Raw genomic sequence first — 19,581 nt, 5'->3', positions numbered from 1 at the left:
ATCGTCGGTTCGCGGGGGTTAGCGTGTGCGCGGTGATTCCGCGGGACGGCTGAGCGTCCAGCACTGCGGGTTATCGCCCATGAGCGTACGTTCTGCGGACTGCTTGCGGACTCCTCGACAGGTGTCCCAGATTGGGACACCTGTCGCCAGTTCGCAGGCTTGGTGTTCCCGGGAACACGAAGCCATCGCGAATCCGAGCGCTTGGGCACGCAGAGAAGGCCCCGTCCCAGCCGAAGCTAGGACGGGGCCTTGGTGGTCATTCCGTCACGTCGACGGGGTGGCGGGGCTTGTAGATCGACTCGGGCATGGCCGCGTTCATCTCGGCGTGGTCGGGCCACTGGTAGATGCGGTGGGTCTCGCTGCTGTTCCTCGACAGGAAGGTGACGAACAGGTCGCCGCCGATAGCTACCGGGTACTCCGTGCGCAGTTCGTCGTTCTCGTCGCGCAGCTTGATCGCGAGGGCCACGATCTCGTCGGGGGAATCCGGGTAGACGAGCTCGAACTGCTGAGGCGGCGGCTTCACGGCCATGCTGCTGCCACCTTCGTGCCGTTCGGGTGCGAAATCGTTCTTCGCCCGGTAGATGTACCTGACGACCTTCTCGGAGCCCTCGGGGAAGCCGAACAGGTGCACTGTGGCGTGCCCGATGTCCACCGGAGCGTGATACTCCTGCCAGCCCTTGAAAGAGTCCCTCAGCGTCTCCTGCGCCGTCTCGTTGACGTGTTCGATGTCGCGGAGCCCGGGCGTGAAGTCGATGTCCTGGAAGAACTGGTAGCCGAAGCTCCCGAAGCCCGTGACGACGCCAATCATGTTGAGGTGCGGGAATGGCTTGACCTTGTGCTGGTACATCATGGGATCACGGTTCTCGTCGCTGACGAGGGTGTCGGTGACGATCTGCACGGTGGTGTCGGTCTGGACGTAGAAGAGCAGCGACATCACATCACCCATCCCGAGAACTTCTCCCGCATTGTGTCGGGGGAGGACGGGGCCACTTCTACCTCTGGCAGGATCTCCGCTGTGCGGCCGTTCGATGCGAACTGCGCGCTCGTGGCGGGATTCTGCAGGAGCGCTCGATACGCCTCGATGACCTCGTGTCCGCCCGCGTTCCTGACCTCGTTGGCGGGGATGACGTGCTCACCGTTGGAGAGCTTCGCGTCGACGTCGTCGGAGGTTCCCGTTCCGGGCCCGATGACGCGGCCGCCGCCGGCGAACGCAGAGACGGTCTTGGACCCGACCTGGAAGGACTGATTTCCGGTCTCCGCGTCGACGAACACCTTCACGCGTCGGCCGTTGTTTAGGGTGACGAACTTGTCGACCTGCGACTGCGCCGCGGCCGTCTCGACGAGGAACGCGATCTCCTTCTCGGTCGGCATCTGGAAGATGCGATCCGCGAGGGCCTGCACCTCACCTGCGTTGTACCCAGCTGCGGTCGCGCTGTCGATGAACGCCTGCTTCTGGGCCGCGAGAGTCCCGTTCCACTTCTTCGCCGCGTCGTCAGCCGACATCGTCGCAAGGTCCTGCTCGAACTGCGCCTCGGCGGCGTCTCGAGCCTTCTCCGCGAGGTCACCCATTGCCGCGGCGTTCGCAGAACCCGACACCGTGTTCTCGTCGAGAGAGACACCAGCCTTCTCGGCCTGAGCGCTCAGCCCGTCGAGAGCGGAGAGGTAGTTCGCGTTGGCGGTGATCGCATCGACGGCGACGCCGTTCGCATCGTTGATCTTCGTGATGAGGTCGGTGAGCTTGGAGTTCAGGTCACCCACAGCGTCTGCTTCGGCCACGTACGCCTCTGCAGCGGTGTCTGCGGCTTCGGAACTCTGGCTCGTGGCCTCCGCCTTGTTGCGTGCCGCTTCCGCGGCCTGGTCGAGCGCGCCTGTCTCCTTCTCGACCTCGCCCCGAAGGTACTGAGCGGAGCTCTGCAGCTTGATCGACTCCGCGTCCCAGAAGTTGTACCCGTCGATCGCCTCTTGGGTCTTCACGTTGAGCTTGTCGATCGCGTCGGCGTCGCCCTCGATGGCCTTGCGGACCACGTCGAGAGAGATGCCGAGATCCTTCGCCGCATCCGACGCTGCGGACCCTTCGAGCCACAAGAACCCGTTCTGCTTCATCGTGAGGTTCTCGGCGATCAGATCGCGGGTCGCGTCCGTGATCTCGTGGGTACCCTCGGCGAGCGACGAAGCGTATGACTGTGCCTTCTGCTGTGCGCGCTGATGCTCGGCGGCGAGTTCACCGACGATGAGGAACAGGCCACCGAGAGCGAGCCCCGCGGCGCCGGCTGTCATGCTGATCCCCTTCATGGACATGCCTGCGTTCTCCACCGTGTTCTTGAGTTCGAGGTACTTCGGCACGGCGAGCAGCGCCGCACCACCCGACAGCCCGATCGCGGCTGTCGCGCCGCCCACGGCCATCACACTGGCCTGGACGGGCCCAGGGAGGTCGTTGTAGAGGCCGACGAGCCCCGTGAGCGCCTGAGCCATCGTGCGGAGTGTGTCGTTCGCGGTCGACCCTGTGTCGATCAGAGCCGTCTCGAACGCGCCTCCCAGGGCTTCGATGTCCCCCTTCAGGTTGTCGAGTCGCAGAGCAGCCGTCTCCGCGGCATACCCCTGGTCATCGACGGCGGCGGTCCACTCGTCGATTCCTTCCGCTCCCTGCTGATAGAGCACCGTCGCGGCGCGTACGGCGTCGGACCCGAAGATCGTCTTGAGGGTCGCGTTCTGCTGCTCCGTCGACAGGCCCGACAGTCCGGTCTTCAGCTTGCCCGCGTACTCGGACAGGCCGATGAAGTTGCCCTGCGCGTCGTACGCCTCGAGGTTGTACTTCTTCATCAGCTCAGCCGCCGCGGCAGAGTTCGGGTTGAGCGCCTGCAGCATCGACTTGAACGAGGTGCCCGCGTCAGAGCCGAGGAGACCTGCGGCCGCGAATGCTGACAGGCCCGCCGTCGTCTCTTCGATCGAGAGCCCCGTCTGCTTGGCGACGAGAGCCGCCTGGTTCAGAGCCTGGGACAGGTCGGTGACATCACCCATGGCTTTGCCGCTGCCCGCGGCGAGCAGGTCCGCGACGTGCGCCATGTCAGAGCCGTCGAGATTGAACTGCTGCAGCGCCGTGGCTGCGATACCAGCTGCTTCCGCGACACCGATACCGCCTGCCGCTGCGAGGTCGAGTGCGCCGGTCAGGCCACCACCGAGGATGTCTGCGGTCGACACTCCCGCCTTGGAGAGTTCCTCGATCGCGTTCGCGGCCTCCGTGGCGGAGAACACCGTCGACTCGCCGGCGTCGAGCGCCGCCTGCCGCAGGGTCTCCATGCCGCTCGCCGATTCGTGCGTCGCCGCCTGCACGTTGGACATGGCCGCGTCGAAGTTCATCGACGCGGTGACCGCGGCTCCGAACCCGGCGGCGAGGACAGCGCCCATCGCCACTCCGGCCGCGCCCACGGCGTTGAAAGCGTCCTTGTACGCCTTCACCTTGTCGGCGGCGGAATCGACGTCCTCACTCGTCTTCTTGGTCGCGTCCTGCGCTTCCTGCATCGCCTTCTTGTACTCGGCGATGCTGGCGGACAGCTTGACGCGGACTATGCGCTCAGGCATCTGCGGCCTCCTTCTCTCGAGCGAGGGTCTTCGCCTTCGCGTTCTTCAGCGCCTGCTGCGGCTCCCACACGTACACGCCCCAGATCGCGGCCTGCACCGACTGGCGGTCCGTCTCTCGGAGCGCTTCGTAGACGTCGGGCCACCGGTAGACGGCTTCCTTGCCCCGAAGCTCGTACAACTCATCGGTCCCGTCGCCGTCGATGAGCACGACGTCGGGATAGTCCTTCGCGACGCCGTCCAGGTTGAACCAGGCACCGCGGGTGTCGGTGAGGTTGACGATCGGGTGCTTCGATGCGATCCGCTCGAAGTCGTCTCGGCGCTGGTACGTCAGACGGACCGTGACCAGCTCTTCCGCGAGGATCACCTCCACATCGATCGGCGTCTTGACGCGCTGTTCTTCCAGCTCGTCGGCCTGCTTCAGCAGGTTGTCGAGCCACTCCTTGTCCTTCGGCATGACGGATTCCTTCCTAGAGATTCAGCGCGCGACGAAACACGCCACGCAGGGACACACGGCACGCTTGCCGGGATAGTCGGGGTACTTCTCCGCGAACTCGACCAGGAACGCGGCGTGCTCGCTGGGGGAGCGGTCTGCGAGGCCTTGGTAGAGCGCGTTGTGAGCGACGCTGCGGCGGTAGCGATTCCCGCTCATCGGGGCGGAGTCTGCTGCGGGCTTCGGTGCTGATACCCACCGCACCATCAGTTGACCGCCCTGAGATCGCGATCCCAGCGCCCCTGGGCACCGGCCTTCGCGCGCTTCTGCCGGAACTCGTTGGTGGCGGCGACGTCCTCGGGGAGGTTCAGCGAAGCGACGAGTCGCACGTACGATGCCTGCTGCTGCCGCAGCTCGCCGATCGCCGGGTGCAGGATCATCTGTTCCTTCGATCCGGGGATCATGGTGCCGTCTCGGTCGATTGCGGCAGTCAGATTGTCGATTCTGTCGAGTGTTCGGCACGCTTCGAGCAGGGTTTCACGCTCAGCGGTGCTGAAGTCCAACACCTGCTTCCGCTCGTTCGAAGCAGTCGTGAGAGCCCGCCAAAACGCGCGACCGCGCTTCTGAAGGCCATCAGGGTAGGTAGCTCGTGACATGGTGTGCCCCTCCTTTCAGGGACGGAAAATCAGAGGTTGAGAAGCATGGACATCGGAAAGGCCTCCCAGGCGACCAAGAGGGGTTGAGCGTTTGGGGCATCCCCCCACTCGCGTCGGCTCGAAACTTTTCAGGTCCGTGGACTGCGAGTGTGCTCCCAGGCGACCGGGAGTCTGTGTTGCTTAGGGGAGGGGTGCCCACCTGTCAGCGTGCGTTCCACCCGCCTGGTTGGTGCTTGGCTGTCTCGATGCTGTGGCATTGGTGACAGAGTCCGCGTCCGTACTGCGGATCGTTGGGGTTGAGGCCAGCGTCCACGAGTTCACGTCTGCTGTATGGGTAGTGGTCTGCGACTGTGGCGCGGGCATTGCGGCATCGTGAGCAGACCGGTTCGCGTTGGAGTACCGCGGTTCGGAAGTCTCGGTGTCCGCTACTGCTGTACACGTCGTTGCCGACGCGGGCTCGGCGTGCTTGCTTGCTGTGCTCTGGGCATCGTCCACCTGTGCCCTTGAACAGGGTGGGGCAGTTCGGTACGTTGCACACGCGCATCGTCGTCAGCTCTTCTCGATGGCTTCTGCGGTGGCGTCGAAGATGGCAATCTCGAGTCCACGCAGGAAGTCGTCTTCGTTTGCTTCGAGAGCGTCACGGCCTGCGTGTTGTGGTGCGGACCTGACCTTGCCGTTCGCTTCTTCGACGAACGCGTGACGACCCTGACGTTTGCTGGGGTTCGGCCCGATCTCCGACTCGATCCCGTCAGGAGATTCGGTGATGTCGAAGTCGATCGACTTGGAGTAGTTCGCGAGGCCGCTTGCTGCGGCGCCCTGTTGCCAGTCGTCCTTCAGGTCCACTGACGTGCGCATCACCGCGGGCTTGATGTTCTTGTGTGCCGCGGCCGGCGCGGTCCCCAAGTCCTTCGCGAGATCCCACAGCTCGGATGCGTCGCTCATAGGGTGCTCGCTCGGGTGCCGTGTCGACGCTGGTAGGCGTCGGCTCCCGTCTCGTCGGACTTCTCCGCGACTGATCGGGGCTTGGGTTCCTCGAACGGTGAGCGTCTCGTGTTGGCACCGTGGCGTCGCTTGTACGCGTCGGTGCCTGACTCGGTGCCGGTCATGCGTTCTGTCCGACCTGGGCGAGTGCGGGGATCTCCGTGCTGGTGATTTCGGCATAGGTGCGCAGTCCCTCCCACAGGTGGGCGGTGGCACCGTTGCCCTGCGTGGGCTGGCTTGCCGTGGTTCCGGCCGATCCGGCTGCGCTGAGGGTGTCCCAGTCGGGGAGCCAGGGGTGAGCGTGCGTGCAGATATCGCGCAGGTAGCTGAGCCTGTCGTTCGCGGGCAGTGCCAGGTCTGCGCCGAGATCGGGAACCGTGTGCTCGGATTCGCTCTGGAGCCATGCAACCCACTTCAGCTCTGCCGCGTAGGTTGTCGGGCTGTTCCGCGCCGCGTGGCGTCGCTCGGAGATGAGCGTCGGCGTGACGGTGAGCGCGTCGGCGAGCAGACCGTAACGGCGGAGACTGTTGATCGCCGTGTCCTGGTTGGCTTTCACCGACTCGTAGGCGTCGAGCTGTGCGGTGCGGATCTCGAGGTAGCGGTCTGCGGCCTCGTCGAGTGCACGCCACTTGTCACTGACGCCCGCGTGGATGGCACCGGTCGGGGTGGCGATCGTCCCGAGCTGCCGGTCGAGAGTCTTCACATCGGCGACGACGGTGCGGAGTTCACCCCGCAGGTAGTCGAGTGCGGGCTGGATTGCGCTCGTCGTGGCGGTGAAGTTCATGCGGAGGTTCTCGATCTCGCTGCGGATCATGTCGCCGTAGATACCGCGGATCTGGTTCTCTCGGAGACCGTCGAGAACCTTCTCGGCGGCGGCGTGGAGATCTACGTCTTCCCCGTCGATGAACCTGCGGAAGGTGGCGGCGAGTGCGGTGCGCGGTGCGGCCGAGTGGTCTTCGCTGTGGCCGTCGAGGCCCTGCATGAGGCGGGCGATCTGTCGTTGCCGGTCCCCGCTCGGAAGCAGTGCGGCGGCGCGTTCGGTGATGGTTGTCATGGTGTTCCTTCGTGTTGGAGGGACGCCCGCTGTGCGGCGGTCACAGCCTTGGCGGGCGTCCCGGTCTTGAGGGTCAGACGATGCTGACGGCGAGGGGTGCAGCGGGCTCGAGGTCGCGAGCGGTGTAGTACGCCTCGTGTGCTGCCGTGCGCTGGCGGATCGGGTAGTGGGAGAGCATGGTCTCTGCGAGCTCATCGACGCGGACGAGCTCAGCGACATCGGGAACCCACGCCTTGTTACCGTCAGCGATCCACCGCAGGTAGGCGATCGGGTCGTCGGGGAACACGGCGTTGCCGGTGCGTTCGAACTCGAGGCGGGGCGGGTGCTTGACCCAGTCGACGAACTCGGATGCTCCGCGTTCGGCGCTGCGCGGCGACCACATGATGCGACGCTGCTGGAAGTCGTACTCGTGATCGAATGCGGCGCGCAGCAGACCTGACCTGTTGATGAGCTTCACGAACGTCTCGCGCTGATCAGAGCCCGAGATCGTGATCGTGATCTTCCGCTGTGCGGCCCGGAGTTCCTCGTAGCGCGTGACCTGTTCGACGACGGTCTGCCAGGCGTCCTGGGAGTTGCCGCCGCCGCGGAGCGCGTCGGTCGCGTTGGTGATGCCGCGGAGGGCTGGCTCCTGGGCCCGCACAGTCCGCATCAGGTCGCTGAGCTCATCGTTGAGGAAGTCGAGCGCGGGCTTCGTCTCGTCGGGTTCGTAGATGCGCGGGTTCGACCGTTGTGCCTGCACCTGGGCGCGCAGGTCGTCACCGATCATCGCGGCTGCTCTCGCGAGCCGCTGAGAGTCCTGCACTGCGAGAGCGGCCTGCAGGATCACGTCGTAGTCGTCAGCGCTGCTGATCGCGTCCTGATAGGTCTTCCATGCTGCGGCGCCGGCCTCGAAGCTGGGCTGGTTCGCCTGGTGCAGCCGATTGGCTCGCTGGTTGGTGCCATCGGGATGGGTGTACCCGTCGATCCGATCGAGGGCTTCTTTCAGAAGGTCAGTCATTCGTTTTCCTAGTGGTCGTATGCGGAATCGCGATGAGCCGATGCGATATCGGCTATCTGGTTGGCGATGCGGAGTGCGTCGCCGAGGGGGATGACGAAGCGCACGTTCTGATCGACGTACACGGCAACCCCGGGTTCCGCTGTCCCGTAGGGGGTGTTGAGCAGCGCGGGAGTCGCCATCGTTCGGCTGCCCTCCGCGACGTTCTGGGTATAGCGGTCGGACTTGGCGTAGAAGGTGTCGGACGTCACTGTGTCTCCTGGTCATGCGCCGGATGGGTGGCGCTGGTGATATCCGGTGCCGCTAGGCGGTGCCCGGAATCGGTGAGCTGCGAGTAGTACTTCGCTAGCTCTGTGGCGAACGCGATCGGAGAGTCCCACGCGTCGGCGAGAGCTCTGAAGTTGGCGGGCTTGGGGGCGGGCATCGTGATCCTTCCGTGCGCGTAACCGAGTCGGTTCGGATGGGGTTATCCACAGCTTTTGCAATGCACATGCATCCCCTGGTGAGGTGGTCGGGTTAGGCGACCTGTTCTTCCTCCTGTTGATCCTGTTTTCCTGTTGTTCCTGAGGGGGACTGCCGTAGTCCCTCGTCGGTACTGCCGTAGTCCCCCAACGGGGACTGCCGTAGTACCTTCACGGGTACTGCGGCAGTACCTCCGCCTCTTCGCCGCCGAGCTTCTGTGGCGGTCATCGACGGCCGTCGATCGCGCGCTTTGAAGACGCTTGACTGTTGAGCCTTGGCGACGTCGAGAATCACCTCGAACTCTGCGCGGCGACCATGCCCGCCCGTCTTCGTCCGCCGAAGAGCGTGCAGGTCCGTGAGCCCCTTCATCGCGACCTTCACGGACTTCAGGCCCGCGGCCCGCTCCGGAGGGTCAGGCAGGCCGGTCACGGCGTCCGGGATGCGCCTCCCGAGGATCAGAGCCATCGCTTCGCGCGAGTCGAAGTAGCGCGGTGGGGTGTGATCGTCGTGAGCAGTCAGGCAGATCCCGACGAGTAGTCGAAACTCGTTCGGCTGCAGAGGGACGTCAACGGCGTAGGCGATCGCGCGTCCGACAAGATTGGCGCCCAATGGTCACCTCCTCGATCTTCAGTTGGAATGCGGATGCCCCGCAGGCCGGTGCGGGGCATCCGGGTCTTTCAGGGCTCAAGCGACCGCAGCTGCTCGTCTACGGCTGCGAGACGACGCAGCGGACGCGGTGATTCCGCTTCATCAGCCTCCTGAATCCTCTGGCGCCAAGAGTCGAAGTCCGGACGTTTGACGAGCTCGGTGGCGATGGTGACGAGTGGGGCCGTTCGGGCGATGTCATCGGCGAGCACTTCAACGGTCAGGGCGACCATTGCGAGGGCTCCGACGGCGACCTCGCGGCCGTCTCGGTCTCGGCGGCCGTGCACCTCACGCATGATCAGAGACTCGATCATCTCGGTGCGCAGATCCTCGAACTCGGTGTTAGACGCGATGCGGACGATCTCTTTCGCGAGCTTGATCGACGCGGGCGACTGCTGGATGCCGAACGGGTTGGGGGTGCTCATGCTGCGTCACTCCAATCGGTGGTGATTTCGAAGGCCAACTGACCGGTGCGGAGCATCTCTGCTTCGAGCAGCTCGTCGGCGAGGGCGAAGAGATCCGGGCGCGTGTTCCGTGCCTGCAGTTCCGTGATCACGCTGCACGCCCCTTCGTGTTCGCGGTGGTGCACGTGATCCCGAGCCAGCGGAGATCGTTTGCGAGGTCCGCGACCTGTGAGGGGGTCAGCTCGGTGCAGTCGCCACTCAGCCAGACATTCACAAACCAGTCGCTGTCGGGCTTGGTCACGTCCTTGTTGATCTCGATCTCGTATGAGCCTCGGTTGTTGAGGGACTTCTCGATCGAGTCGAGTGTGTGGCTGCCGGTGTGCTCGTCGTGAAATTGCTCACGGCATGCGGCCTCGGCGCAGGGGTATCCCCATTCGGTGCCGTACCCGACGAGGCTTTCGGACTCGGACGGCTCCTCGATGATCACGAAGGCGGGCGTGGGCTCCTTCAGCGACGTGGTCTGATAGTTCGGGAACTCGTACAGCCACCCCTCGTCGCCGTCCTTGAACGTGTGGCGTACCCAACCGGCCATGCGACCGTTGCGGGCATCAAGGATCACCTCGTCGAAGTAGCGAAAGTCGTGGTCGACGGAGCCTTCGTGCATGTAGGCGGTGAACCGGCGGACGCCGTCTCGACCGGCACGGATGTACAGGTCGCCGGCGGTGCGGAAGGTGTCACCATCCGGGGTGCAGAAGTCCTCGGGGCGGGGACGCTTCGTGAGCACCCACATGGTGTCGAGTGTGCGGATCTGCTCGGATCTGGAGAAAGCGCGCTCCTCAGCCGTGTAGTCACTCCGGTCGCGCACGATGGTCTCGCGCGCCTTGACCGGCAGCTTCGTCTGGCGGTTGTGGATGGTTTCGGGTAGCGTTATGTCCATCAGATTTCCTTCGTAGTGGTTGGGTTCTGGTTGAGCCGGGCTGGCAGGCCCGGCTTTTTTTCGCCCACGCGGGCGATGTTCTTGATTGAGGACGTCCGAAGGGCCCTCTCGTAGGTCTCAATGTCGTAGCCAACTCGCATGGTGAAGAGATCGATGATCTCTGCCCTCGTGCGTTCGTATCCAGCCGTTCGTAGTCCGGCCCGAACGATCTTCCGCAGCCTGGTCTCAGGTGCGAAGAGGCCTTCTCGCTCGAACAGCTCCCTGCCGAAGTTGATGAGTTCGTCGGCCCGAGCTTCCGTCCTGCCTCGGGCCTGATCCTGATCGGCGGTCACTCTTCAGATGCGAATGCTGCGGCGATGAACTCGTTCAGGTCCGACTCGCGGACCATTCGGCGTCCGCCGACGCGTCCTGACTTGAGCTGTTCGCTCGCGATGAGGTGGCGCACCGACGTGGGGGTGCGACGAAGGCGCTCGGCGACATCGTCGACCGTGAGCAGGCTGGTGATCGTGGTCTTCTCCGGGGCGGTGATCGACACTGGATCTTCCTTTCCTAGACGTTTCTGTGGAGACCCCCACAGTAACGCGTGTCCACGATAATGCGCAAGCACCCGCGGGAATGTGGGAGCATTCCTCTATGGAAAGAGACGACGAAGCGAACTTCATCCGTCGAATGGCAGAGCTACGCGCCGATGCCGACATGAGTCAGAGCGAGCTGGCCCGCCGGATGGCCGAGCGAGGGTTCGAAACCTACTCGCAGACGACAGTGAGTCGGACAGAGAAAGGCGAACGCCCGATTCGCCTGGGTGAGGCAAGAGTCCTTGCCGAGATCCTCGGCTCGAGCATCGCCATGATGGTGCAGGACACCGAGATCGCGGAGCTACAGAACGAGTCGCGAAACTTGCAGCGAGTGATGGAGAAGCTCCTTCTCGATGTCGCCCGCTCGTTGTCTCGCTATGAGCAGGGGGTGCAAAGTGTCCGCGACTTCCAAGAGTTTCCCGCGTCTTTCGAAGGCGCAGAACGAGAGATCGCCGAACAGGAGGTTCGGCTCCTGAAGGGGTTCGTGTTCCCCAGCGCGGCGGTGGCGCTTTGGGCCGTGGAGGTCGCTAGGGATAGCAACCGCGACCGGGACTCGACAGAGCTCTTGTATACCGACGCGCAGCGCATTCGTGAGTTGGCCAGCGAGCATGGCCTCGATTAAGCAACGCCCGAACGGTGTTTGGCGAGCCCGCTACCGGGATCAGAACGGCAAGGAACACACCAAGCACGAGAAGACGAAGCGTGCAGCGCAGCGATGGCTTGACGAGCAGACAGCTTCGATCGTTACCGGCCAGTGGGCTGATCCTGGCGCTGGCCGTGCGACGTGGGATGAGTGGGTTTCCCGCTGGGTCGAGATGCAGGTCTGGACTGACGGCACGAAGACGGCGGTAGCGACGGCTGTTGAGTCGGTCTCGTGGCGGCAGAAGGCCATACGCGACGTCAAGCACGGAGACTTGCAGACCTGGGTTACGAAGGAGTCTGAGCGGGGCCTGGCGGCATCAACTATCCGAACTCGCCTCAACTATGTGCAGATGGCGTTCCGGGCTGCTGTCGACAACCAGGTGATCTCTCGCAATCCGGCGTCGCGTGTAAAGACACCTCGCATCCGCAAGCGTGAAGCGACGATGAAGATCCTCACTGCTGAGCAGGTGAACGCGGCACTCGAGGCCGCGGGGGACTTCCGGCCGTTTGTCGCTGCGTGCGTCTTCGCTGGGCTGCGGCTCGGCGAAGCGGCTGGTCTGCAGGTCGGTGACGTGAACCGAGACGCCAGCACGATCTCCGTACGCCGGCAGGTACAGGGAACGTCGATCCCTACGACGACGATCACCCCACCGAAGGCGGGCTCCGAGCGTGAAGTCTTCGTGCCTCTCGAGCTCGTCGACATGATCGACCCCATAGCGTCCGTTCCCGGGAACACAAGCTATGGGACATCGTGTTCCCGGGAACGCGATGTGTTCCTGTTCCGCACCCCCCTGGGGCACCTGTACAACCGCAATAGTGCCGGTGAGGAGTGGCGCCGCATCCGCCGGAAGCTCGGGCTGTCAGAGGACGTGACTATCCACACGCTGCGCCACACGTTCGCATCGAACCTGATCGCCTCAGGCTGCGACGTCGTCACCGTGCAGCGCGCCCTCGGCCACTCTCAGCCGTCGATCACGCTCAACGTCTACAGCCACCTGTGGCCGTCAGCGGAGGACAAGACGCGCTCCGCGACGGCCACATTCATGGGGCAGGTTCTAGGTTCTGCGGACTCCTCGCGGACTCCAAGCTAGAAACCCCAGGTCACAAGGGCTGCTTACCGGTAGTTGATGAACTGCAGATCGAGGTCGAGGTCGGCGCCCTTGAGCAACGCGATCACCGACTGCAGATCGTCACGGCTCTTGGACTGCACGCGCAGTTCGTCACCCTGGATCTGGCTCTTCACGCCCTTGGGCCCCTCGTCGCGGATGAGCTTGTTGATCTTCTTCGCGTTCTCCGAGGAGATGCCGTCCTTGAGGGTCGAGACGATGCGGAACTCCTTGCCGCTCGCGAACGGCTCGCCGGATTCGAGGCTCTTGAGCGAGATGCCCCGCTTGATGAGCTTCGACTGGAAGACGTCGAGAACGGCCTTCGCCCGCTCCTCTGTGCCGGCGATGATCAGGATCTGCTCGCCACTCCAGGCGATGGAGGAGCCGGTGCCCTTGAAGTCGTAGCGCTGCTCGATCTCCTTGCGCGCCTGGTTGAGGGCGTTCTCGGCCTCCTGGTGATCCACTTTCGAGACGATGTCAAAGGAACTGTCAGCCATACCCAAAGTGTATCGACACCGCTGTTCTACCGCGTGTTTGGAAGCGTTTCCACTGCGCCGTAGTCGCACAGCTCCGGTCACAGCTTGGTATCAACGCGTTCCTTCGTTGCGAATCACATCGACTTCGATGCATACTGTAAGCGCTTGCAGTCCTGCAGGTCACAGCATTCAGAGAGGCACACACCAATGAAGGTGAACAAGAGGGGCATCGTTGCCGCCGGAGCCATCGCGCTCGTTTCGACTCTTACCCTTGCCGGTTGCTCGACCGGCACCGACGGCGGCGACTCGTCGTCCGACGGCGAGAGCAGCGGAACCTTGACCGTCTGGGTCGACGCCGAGCGCGTCGATGCGCTGCAGAGTGCCGCAGACTCCTACGAGGAGAAGACAGGGGTCAAGGTCGAGCTCGTCGGCAAGTCTGTCGACGACATGAAGGACGACTTCATCCAGCAGGTGCCGACCGGCAAGGGCCCTGATGTGGTCATGGGCGCGCATGACTGGCTGGGCGAGCTGTCGACCAACGGCGTCGTGGCGCCCCTCGAGCTCGGCGACTCGTCGGCCGACTATCTTCCCGTCGCCCTCCAGGCGGCGACGTACGACGGCACCGTCTACATGCTTCCCTACGCCGTCGAGAACATCGCCGTGCTGCGCAACGCCGACATGGTTCCCGAGGCCGCGACCAGCTTCGACGACATGGTCTCGAAGGGCGCATTCGTCGTCGAGCAGGGCGCCGAGGGCAACCCGTACCACCTGTACCCGTTCCAGACGGCATTCGGTGCTCCGGTCTTCGGCACCGACGACTCCGGCAGCTACGACTCCGCAGACCTGCAGCTCGGCAGCGCGGGTGGCACGGCGTTCGCCGACTGGCTCGCAGCGCAAGGTGCAGCAGGCACGCTGAACACCGACATCGACGGCGAGATCGCCAAGCAGCAGTTCCTCGACGGCACCGCGGCCTTCTGGCTGACGGGCCCGTGGAACGTCGGCGCAGCCACCGAAGCGGGCATCAACGTCGCGATCGACCCGGTCCCGAGCCCCACGGGCGAGACCGCTTCGCCGTTCGCCGGCGTGAAGGGCTTCTTCGTGAGCTCCGAGTCGAAGAACAAGGTCGCTGCGAACGACTTCCTCGTGAACTACATCGGCACCGAAGAGGTGCAGCTCGAGCTGTTCAAGGCCGGCAATGTCCTGCCCGCGCTCACGGCCGCCGCTGACTCCGCCGCATCCGACCCGATCATCGCCGGCTTCCAGGCCGTCGGTGCCGACGCGGTGCCGATGCCCGCCATCCCGGCGATGGGCGCCGTGTGGGAGTTCTGGGGCGTCGCGGAGGCTGCGATCATCAACGGCTCCGACCCGGCATCGACGTGGCAGAAGCTCGTCGACGACGTCACCACGGCGATCAAGTAACACACCCAGCACCATCCCTGCCGGGGCGGACATCGTCCGCCCCGGCAGCTCGACGACGGGGACGAGATGACAGAACTCGCTGAGCCCACGGCTCCACTGAACAAGCGCCAGCGCCAGGCGGCGAAGATCGCCGAGGCCGCATCCGGGCCCATCGGCTGGATGCTGCTCAAGATCCTGCTGCTGGCGGTCGTCGACGCGATCGCGCTCTATGCGGCATTCGTGCTCTTCGGCCAGCAGGAGTGGCTGGTGCTCGGCCTCGTCGTCGCCGTCACCGTGCTGGTCAACTACATCTACTTCTCGCGCAAGCGGGTGCCGGCGAAGTACCTGACGCCCGGGATCATCTTCCTGATCGTCTTCCAGGTGTTCACGCTGCTCTACACGGGGTACATCGGCTTCACGAATTACGGCACCGGGCACAACGGCACGAAGGATCAGGCGATCTCCTCGCTCCTCGCCTCCGCCCAGGAGCGGGTCGAGGATTCCGCCACCTACCCCGTCACGGTCGTCGAGCAGTTCGGCACCTACGGCCTGCTCGTGACGGATCCTGATTCCGGCGACGCGCTGCTCGGCACGGCCGAGCAGCCCCTGCAGGAGGTCGACGCCGATTTCGAGGGCGATCAGGCCGTCGCCGTCGACGGGTGGACGACGCTCCCGCTCGCGAAGGTCTTCACCCTGTCCGAGCAGCTCGAGAAGCTCTCGGTGCCGTTCAGCGACGACCCGAACGACGGCAGCCTGCGCGCCCCCGACGGGCAGAAGGGCTATCTGTACGTCTCGACCCTCGAGTACGACGCCGATGCCGACACCATCACCGACACGACGACCGGTGCGGTCTACACCGACACCGGCGAGGGGGCGTTCACCGCCGAGGACGGCGAGGCGCTGCTGCCCGGCTGGCAGACGACCGTCGGGTTCGACAACTTCGTGCGCGCGGTCGCCGACGAGTCCATCCGCGGTCCTCTCATCTCGGTGACCATCTGGACCTTCGTGTTCGCCCTGCTGTCGGTCGCGACGACGTTCTTCCTCGGGTTGCTGCTCGCTCTGGTGTTCAACAACACGCGGATGCGGTTCCGCAACGGCTACCGGATCATCCTGATCCTCCCGTACGCCTTCCCGGCGTTCCTCTCCGCCCTCGTCTGGGCCGGGATGATGAACGAGAGCTTCGGATTCATCAACCAGGTGATCTTCGGGGGAGCGGACATCCCTTGGCTCACCGACCCGACCCTCGCGAAGGTATCGGTGCTCCTGGTCAACCTCTGGCTCGGGTTCCCGTACATGTTCCTCGTCTGCATGGGTGCCCTGCAGGGGATCCCGGAAGACGTGAACGAGGCGGCCGTGATGGATGGCGCGAACCCGTGGCAGGTCTTCCGCCGCATCAAGCTGCCTCTGCTGCTCGTGACCGTGGCTCCGCTGCTGATCTCGTCGTTCGCCTTCAACTTCAACAACTTCAACCTGATCTACATGCTGACCAAGGGCGGGCCCCGGTTCGACGACGTGAGCATCCCGGTCGGACACACCGACATCCTGATCTCGATGGTCTACAAGGTGGCCTTCACGGGGCAGTCACGCGACTACGGCCTGGCCTCCGCGTTCACCATCCTGATCTTCATCGTGGTTGCGACGATCTCGATCATCAGCTTCCGCAAGACCAAGGCCCTCGAGGAGCTGAACTGACATGAGCACCACGGATATCAGGACCTCTCGTTCCACCTCCGTCGAGCGCAGCCTCGCACCCCGACGTCGCTCCTTCGGCGCCTGGTTCGCCGACACCGGATGGCGCCACGTCGTCGCCATCGTCGTCAGCGCGTTCGCCCTCTTCCCCCTGCTGTACGTCGTGTCGGCATCGCTGAACCCGCGCGGAACGCTGACGGGATCCAACCAGCTGTTCTCCGCGTTCGGATTCGACAGCTACGTGCGCATCCTCAGCGATCCGCAGAATCCCTACGGACTGTGGTTCCTGAACACGCTGCTCATCGCCGTCGTCACGGGAGCTGTGACCGTGTTCATCGGGGCGCTCGCGGCATATGCCTTCTCGCGCATGCGTTTCGCAGGCCGTCGCATCGGACTCGTCACGATCGTGGTCGTGCAGATGTTCCCGCAGCTGCTCGCGGTCGTCGCGATCTTCCTGCTGATGTCGACGCTGGGCGATTGGTTCCCCGCCATCGGCCTCAACACGCACACCGGTCTGATCCTGGTGTACCTCGGCGGCGCGCTGGGCGTGAACACCTACCTGATGTACGGCTTCTTCAACACTCTGCCGATGGAGCTCGACGAGGCGGCGCGCATCGACGGCGCCGGTCACGCGCGCATCTTCTTCACGATGATCCTGCCGCTCGTGGCGCCGATCCTCGCGGTCGTCGCGCTGCTGTCGTTCATCGGCACGGTCAACGAGTACGTCATCGCGAGCGTCATGCTAGTCGACGTCGAGCAGCAGACGCTGGTCGTCGGCCTCACCAAGCTCGTGGCGAACCCGCGCTATGCGGACTGGTCGGCGTTCTCGGCGGGAGCTGTGATGGCCGCCATCCCGGTGATGATTCTCTTCCTGTTCCTGCAGCGCTACATCGTCGGCGGGCTCACTGCCGGGGCGACGAAGGGCTGATCGGCGCACGCTCCTCGGCGTTGCGACACGGTGGTGGCATCCGCCGGTCGTAGCGTGGAGGCATGGCACGGGTCGCGGGGCGCAACGTGGCGATCAGCTGGATCGCCGGAGTGCTGTGCGCGGGTGTCGTGAGCGCTCTGATCTGGTTCGCGATCCCGATCATGCCCGCGGTGGCCTCCTTCGTCGGAGACACTCTTCGGTCGACGCTGCCCTGACTCGCAGGCGCCACCGGGAACGCGGAGATCCGCACGGAGACGGGGTGGGCGACACGTCGGCACGCCTCCGTCAGCGGGCGCGGGGGCGGCGGTAACCTCGCAGAGCACACATCCGATGAGAGGCGCACCCCATGAGTGACCCCGAGGTTCCACAGCCCGAGCGGCCGAAGGACGTCAACGACGTCGTCGACAGCGCGAACGCTGGACTCGACGCCGCCGCCGCAGCGGGTGCAGGTGTCTCCGGCACGCCCGCCGACACCACCGACCCTGCTGACCAGAAGTCGGCCGCGACGACGACACCCGCCGTCGACCCCGACCTCGCCGCGTTCGAAGCGGCCGAGAACGACCACCCCGGCACCTTCGCGACGCCGGAGCTGAACGACCCCAAGTACCTGGATGACGAGCAGGACGTCAAGACGACGTCGTGGAACACGGATGCCGACGCCACCGCGGCGTACACGCCTCCCGTGGCGCACGAGCAGTCGGCCCTGGCCGGTGCCGCGTACTCATCGGTCGACGACACCCAGACGCGCATCGTCCCGTCCGAGCCCGCGGTCGCCGAGCCCGTCATCGCTCCGCCCCTGCAGCAGCAGCCGATCTTCGTGCAGGCTCCCGAGCCGCCTCGCGAGCGCGGCAACCGCGGCACGGCAGGCGCCATCGGCCTGCTGGCCACCGTCGCCTTCGCGATCCTGTATCTCGGCGCCACGCTCGGACTCGGCGCCTTCGCCGGCGACGTCACGGGTGAGAACATCGCCGAGGCGGCGCTCGCACCGCTCACCACCTGGGGCTACTGGGTCCCCGTCGTGGTGTTCTTCCTCGGCTTCTGGCTGCTCGGCGCGTTCATCAACCGCGGTCGCTGGGGCCTCTGGGTGGTGTTCGGCATCATCGTCGGTCTGATCGCCTACGGCGGTCACATCCTCGGGGCTCTCTTCGAGGCGCCTTTCTGGCTGCTCAGTGCGAGCGAGGGCAACGACCTCGTCGGCGCACAGCTCTTCCACCCCCTGGCGATCGCCGCGTTCGTGTTCGCTCGCGAGCTGACGATCTGGTTCGGTGCCTGGGTCGCCCGCAGCGGAGCCCGCAAGACCGAGCTGAACGCCGAGGCGCAGCGCGAGTACGAGCGCACGCTCGAGGCCGGCCCGACGCTGTCGAGGTAGTCACGAACATGTCATCGTCGAACCCCCGTGGACCCGAGTCCGCGGGGGTTTCGGCCGTCTTGGCGCTGGTGCTCGCGGCGGTGGGGTTCTTCGCGCTCGCCGTCTTCGGCCTGGGTGCGGTGAGCATCGCGACCGACACCGACATCATCTCCGTCCCTGGTCTCGGACCGGTGCCGGGGGTGGTCGGCATGATCGCCGCCGTGCTCGTCTTCGCGCTGTCGCTGTGGGGCGCACTGCGGCGACCGCGCCCGTCTTTCCTCGCCGTTCCCGGCATCGCGATCGCGACGGCGCTGGCGCATCTGGTCGCCGTGTGGATGGGTGCGGCGATGGCGCGGGGCGATCTCATCGTGGCAACGGCCGTGGCGGGCGCTCTCGTGACGGGGGGAGCGAGCGCGGTGCTCGGCCTCGCCGCCGCCATCGCAGCCTGGGGCGGCATCGCTCTCCGCCGCACTCGAGCGCAGCATCCGCAGTGGCCCTGGGAGCGCGAAGACGAGGAATGACGCCCCGCCGTCATGGCGGAAATCGCCGCCTGCGCGCCGTGTGCGCCGTACGCTCTAGGTGTGGAGCGCTCGTTGGAGACGCAGGTCGACCAGGCCGTCGAGGCCTGGCTGCGCTGGGTGCCTCGGTGGGAGCCGGCCACCCATCGAGGACGAGTCGCGCCCTGCCGACGCTGTCTGGGTTCGCCCATCCTGTCGGCGGCCGGCATCGGCTCGAACACGCCGCACGGCGTGCAGCACGGACTCTCGACGAGGATCAAGACCCTCGTCGACCACGCCGTCGCCGAGTACACGGCCCGGAACCTGCCGATGCTGCAGCGCGAACTCGACCAGCAGGCCGCGCGCAACAGGGCGCGCAGCTACCGGCCCGCCGACGGGCTCGACCCCGAGTTCGACGGCCTGCCGCTGGACCCGGAGCCGATTCCCGGCGCACCGTTCCTGTTCACGATCGCAGGCATGGCCGACGACGCGACAGCGGATCTTCCTCCCCTTCCACCGCTGAGCGATGAGGCGAAGGCGGCGCTGCGGCAAGAGGTCGCTCTCGCCGACGAGTACGCCAACATGGTGGGGCGCGAGATCTGCAGCATCCTGCTCCGTCACCGCATCCACATCCAGGCGGCGATCTCGCAGCATGTCGAGCCCCAGATCGAGGCGCTGCTCGCGGAGCTGACCGACTCGCTCGACTCGCCGTTCGACCCCGACCTGCCGTAGGCGAGCCCGCTTCCCCTGGGTGAGGCCGCCAGGCTGCCTGCACATCCG

26 protein-coding genes are annotated in these 19,581 nt (G+C 65.3%); 9 read left to right on the top strand and 17 right to left on the bottom strand.

The features are described 5' to 3' along the window. Window positions 1-256 precede the first annotated feature (256 nt). From ASF63_RS12380 to ASF63_RS12320, 16 genes are all read right to left on the bottom strand, one after another. Window positions 257-946, bottom strand: a complete 690-nt coding sequence (locus ASF63_RS12380) for a hypothetical protein (protein WP_056514248.1) — start codon at window positions 944-946, stop codon at window positions 257-259. Further along, window positions 934-3,579, bottom strand: coding sequence for a phage tail tape measure protein (locus ASF63_RS12375; protein WP_056514246.1), 2,646 nt, complete (start codon window positions 3,577-3,579; stop codon window positions 934-936). The genes ASF63_RS12380 and ASF63_RS12375 overlap by 13 nt, the downstream gene beginning before the upstream one ends. Then, window positions 3,572-4,033, bottom strand: coding sequence for a hypothetical protein (locus ASF63_RS12370; protein ID WP_056514244.1), 462 nt, complete (start codon window positions 4,031-4,033; stop codon window positions 3,572-3,574). Before ASF63_RS12370 ends, ASF63_RS12375 begins: the two co-directional genes overlap by 8 nt. Window positions 4,034-4,054: 21 nt before the next feature. Beyond that, entirely contained in the window at window positions 4,055-4,228 is a 174-nt protein-coding gene (locus tag ASF63_RS19060; protein WP_157534322.1) for a hypothetical protein, read from the bottom strand. A gap of 47 nt (window positions 4,229-4,275) precedes the next feature. Next, window positions 4,276-4,473 carry a hypothetical protein gene (locus tag ASF63_RS12365; protein WP_157534321.1) on the bottom strand — a complete coding sequence of 66 codons (198 nt, stop codon included), beginning with the start codon at window positions 4,471-4,473 and terminating at the stop codon, window positions 4,276-4,278. A 741-nt stretch (window positions 4,474-5,214) separates the two neighbouring features. Beyond that, window positions 5,215-5,607, bottom strand: a complete 393-nt coding sequence (locus ASF63_RS12360; protein WP_056514240.1) for a hypothetical protein — start codon at window positions 5,605-5,607, stop codon at window positions 5,215-5,217. 160 nt (window positions 5,608-5,767) lie between these two features. Further along, on the bottom strand, window positions 5,768-6,700 hold the full coding sequence (locus ASF63_RS12355) for a hypothetical protein (RefSeq protein ID WP_056514237.1): 933 nt from the start codon (window positions 6,698-6,700) through the stop codon (window positions 5,768-5,770). A gap of 73 nt (window positions 6,701-6,773) precedes the next feature. Further along, a complete protein-coding gene (locus ASF63_RS12350; RefSeq protein ID WP_056514234.1) occupies window positions 6,774-7,697 on the bottom strand; it encodes a hypothetical protein in 924 nt (307 codons plus the stop codon). A gap of 8 nt (window positions 7,698-7,705) precedes the next feature. Continuing rightward, a complete protein-coding gene (locus ASF63_RS12345) occupies window positions 7,706-7,945 on the bottom strand; it encodes a hypothetical protein (RefSeq protein WP_056514230.1) in 240 nt (79 codons plus the stop codon). Beyond that, window positions 7,942-8,118 (bottom strand): hypothetical protein, encoded by a 177-nt coding sequence (locus ASF63_RS19055; RefSeq protein WP_157534320.1) that lies wholly within the window; start codon window positions 8,116-8,118, stop codon window positions 7,942-7,944. The genes ASF63_RS12345 and ASF63_RS19055 overlap by 4 nt, the downstream gene beginning before the upstream one ends. Window positions 8,119-8,210: 92 nt before the next feature. Continuing rightward, window positions 8,211-8,765: a hypothetical protein gene (locus ASF63_RS12340; RefSeq protein WP_056514226.1), complete on the bottom strand. Its 555-nt coding sequence runs from the start codon at window positions 8,763-8,765 to the stop codon at window positions 8,211-8,213. 68 nt (window positions 8,766-8,833) lie between these two features. Beyond that, window positions 8,834-9,226, bottom strand: coding sequence for a hypothetical protein (locus ASF63_RS12335; protein WP_056514224.1), 393 nt, complete (start codon window positions 9,224-9,226; stop codon window positions 8,834-8,836). Then, on the bottom strand, window positions 9,223-9,357 hold the full coding sequence (locus ASF63_RS19555; RefSeq protein WP_268770761.1) for a hypothetical protein: 135 nt from the start codon (window positions 9,355-9,357) through the stop codon (window positions 9,223-9,225). The genes ASF63_RS12335 and ASF63_RS19555 overlap by 4 nt, the downstream gene beginning before the upstream one ends. Beyond that, the gene (locus ASF63_RS12330) at window positions 9,354-10,142 is read right to left on the bottom strand and encodes a hypothetical protein (RefSeq protein ID WP_056514221.1); all 789 of its coding nucleotides are present in this window, start codon (window positions 10,140-10,142) and stop codon (window positions 9,354-9,356) included. Before ASF63_RS12330 ends, ASF63_RS19555 begins: the two co-directional genes overlap by 4 nt. Beyond that, window positions 10,142-10,474: a hypothetical protein gene (locus ASF63_RS12325; protein WP_056514220.1), complete on the bottom strand. Its 333-nt coding sequence runs from the start codon at window positions 10,472-10,474 to the stop codon at window positions 10,142-10,144. The genes ASF63_RS12330 and ASF63_RS12325 overlap by 1 nt, the downstream gene beginning before the upstream one ends. Beyond that, window positions 10,471-10,677, bottom strand: coding sequence for a helix-turn-helix domain-containing protein (locus tag ASF63_RS12320; protein ID WP_056514216.1), 207 nt, complete (start codon window positions 10,675-10,677; stop codon window positions 10,471-10,473). The genes ASF63_RS12325 and ASF63_RS12320 overlap by 4 nt, the downstream gene beginning before the upstream one ends. 98 nt (window positions 10,678-10,775) lie before the next feature. Between ASF63_RS12320 and ASF63_RS12315 the strand changes: the two genes are divergently transcribed. Together ASF63_RS12315 and ASF63_RS12310 are read left to right on the top strand one after the other, a co-directional pair. After that, a complete protein-coding gene (locus ASF63_RS12315; protein ID WP_162238884.1) occupies window positions 10,776-11,339 on the top strand; it encodes a helix-turn-helix transcriptional regulator in 564 nt (187 codons plus the stop codon). Further along, window positions 11,326-12,450: a tyrosine-type recombinase/integrase gene (locus ASF63_RS12310; protein ID WP_056514210.1), complete on the top strand. Its 1,125-nt coding sequence runs from the start codon at window positions 11,326-11,328 to the stop codon at window positions 12,448-12,450. The genes ASF63_RS12315 and ASF63_RS12310 overlap by 14 nt, the downstream gene beginning before the upstream one ends. Window positions 12,451-12,473: 23 nt before the next feature. Here ASF63_RS12310 and ASF63_RS12305 read toward each other — a convergent pair whose 3' ends face one another. Continuing rightward, a complete protein-coding gene (locus tag ASF63_RS12305; RefSeq protein ID WP_056514207.1) occupies window positions 12,474-12,962 on the bottom strand; it encodes a YajQ family cyclic di-GMP-binding protein in 489 nt (162 codons plus the stop codon). A 186-nt stretch (window positions 12,963-13,148) separates the two neighbouring features. On the opposite strand from ASF63_RS12305, the gene ASF63_RS12300 reads away from it, so the two are divergent. From ASF63_RS12300 to ASF63_RS12275, 7 genes are all read left to right on the top strand, one after another. Beyond that, window positions 13,149-14,360 (top strand): maltose ABC transporter substrate-binding protein, encoded by a 1,212-nt coding sequence (locus ASF63_RS12300; RefSeq protein WP_056514204.1) that lies wholly within the window; start codon window positions 13,149-13,151, stop codon window positions 14,358-14,360. A 66-nt stretch (window positions 14,361-14,426) separates the two neighbouring features. Beyond that, entirely contained in the window at window positions 14,427-16,031 is a 1,605-nt protein-coding gene (malF, locus tag ASF63_RS12295) for a maltose ABC transporter permease MalF (protein WP_056514202.1), read from the top strand. Window position 16,032: 1 nt separating this feature from the next. After that, window positions 16,033-16,956 (top strand): sugar ABC transporter permease, encoded by a 924-nt coding sequence (locus tag ASF63_RS12290; protein ID WP_056514200.1) that lies wholly within the window; start codon window positions 16,033-16,035, stop codon window positions 16,954-16,956. 62 nt (window positions 16,957-17,018) lie between these two features. Further along, window positions 17,019-17,171, top strand: coding sequence for a hypothetical protein (locus ASF63_RS19345; RefSeq protein WP_200934017.1), 153 nt, complete (start codon window positions 17,019-17,021; stop codon window positions 17,169-17,171). A gap of 131 nt (window positions 17,172-17,302) precedes the next feature. Continuing rightward, complete coding sequence (locus tag ASF63_RS12285; RefSeq protein ID WP_056514197.1) at window positions 17,303-18,325, top strand: hypothetical protein; 1,023 nt, start codon at window positions 17,303-17,305, stop codon at window positions 18,323-18,325. Window positions 18,326-18,333: 8 nt separating this feature from the next. Further along, the gene (locus ASF63_RS12280) at window positions 18,334-18,825 is read left to right on the top strand and encodes a hypothetical protein (protein WP_235560782.1); all 492 of its coding nucleotides are present in this window, start codon (window positions 18,334-18,336) and stop codon (window positions 18,823-18,825) included. A gap of 60 nt (window positions 18,826-18,885) precedes the next feature. After that, window positions 18,886-19,533, top strand: a complete 648-nt coding sequence (locus tag ASF63_RS12275) for a hypothetical protein (RefSeq protein WP_056514192.1) — start codon at window positions 18,886-18,888, stop codon at window positions 19,531-19,533. Window positions 19,534-19,581: the final 48 nt, after the last annotated feature.

The sequence above is a fragment of the Microbacterium sp. Leaf320 genome (genome assembly GCF_001423485.1).
GTDB lineage: Bacteria > Actinomycetota > Actinomycetes > Actinomycetales > Microbacteriaceae > Microbacterium.
The sequence above is the reverse complement of the archived record's forward strand: the minus strand, read 5'-3'. Positions and strand labels throughout refer to the sequence as shown.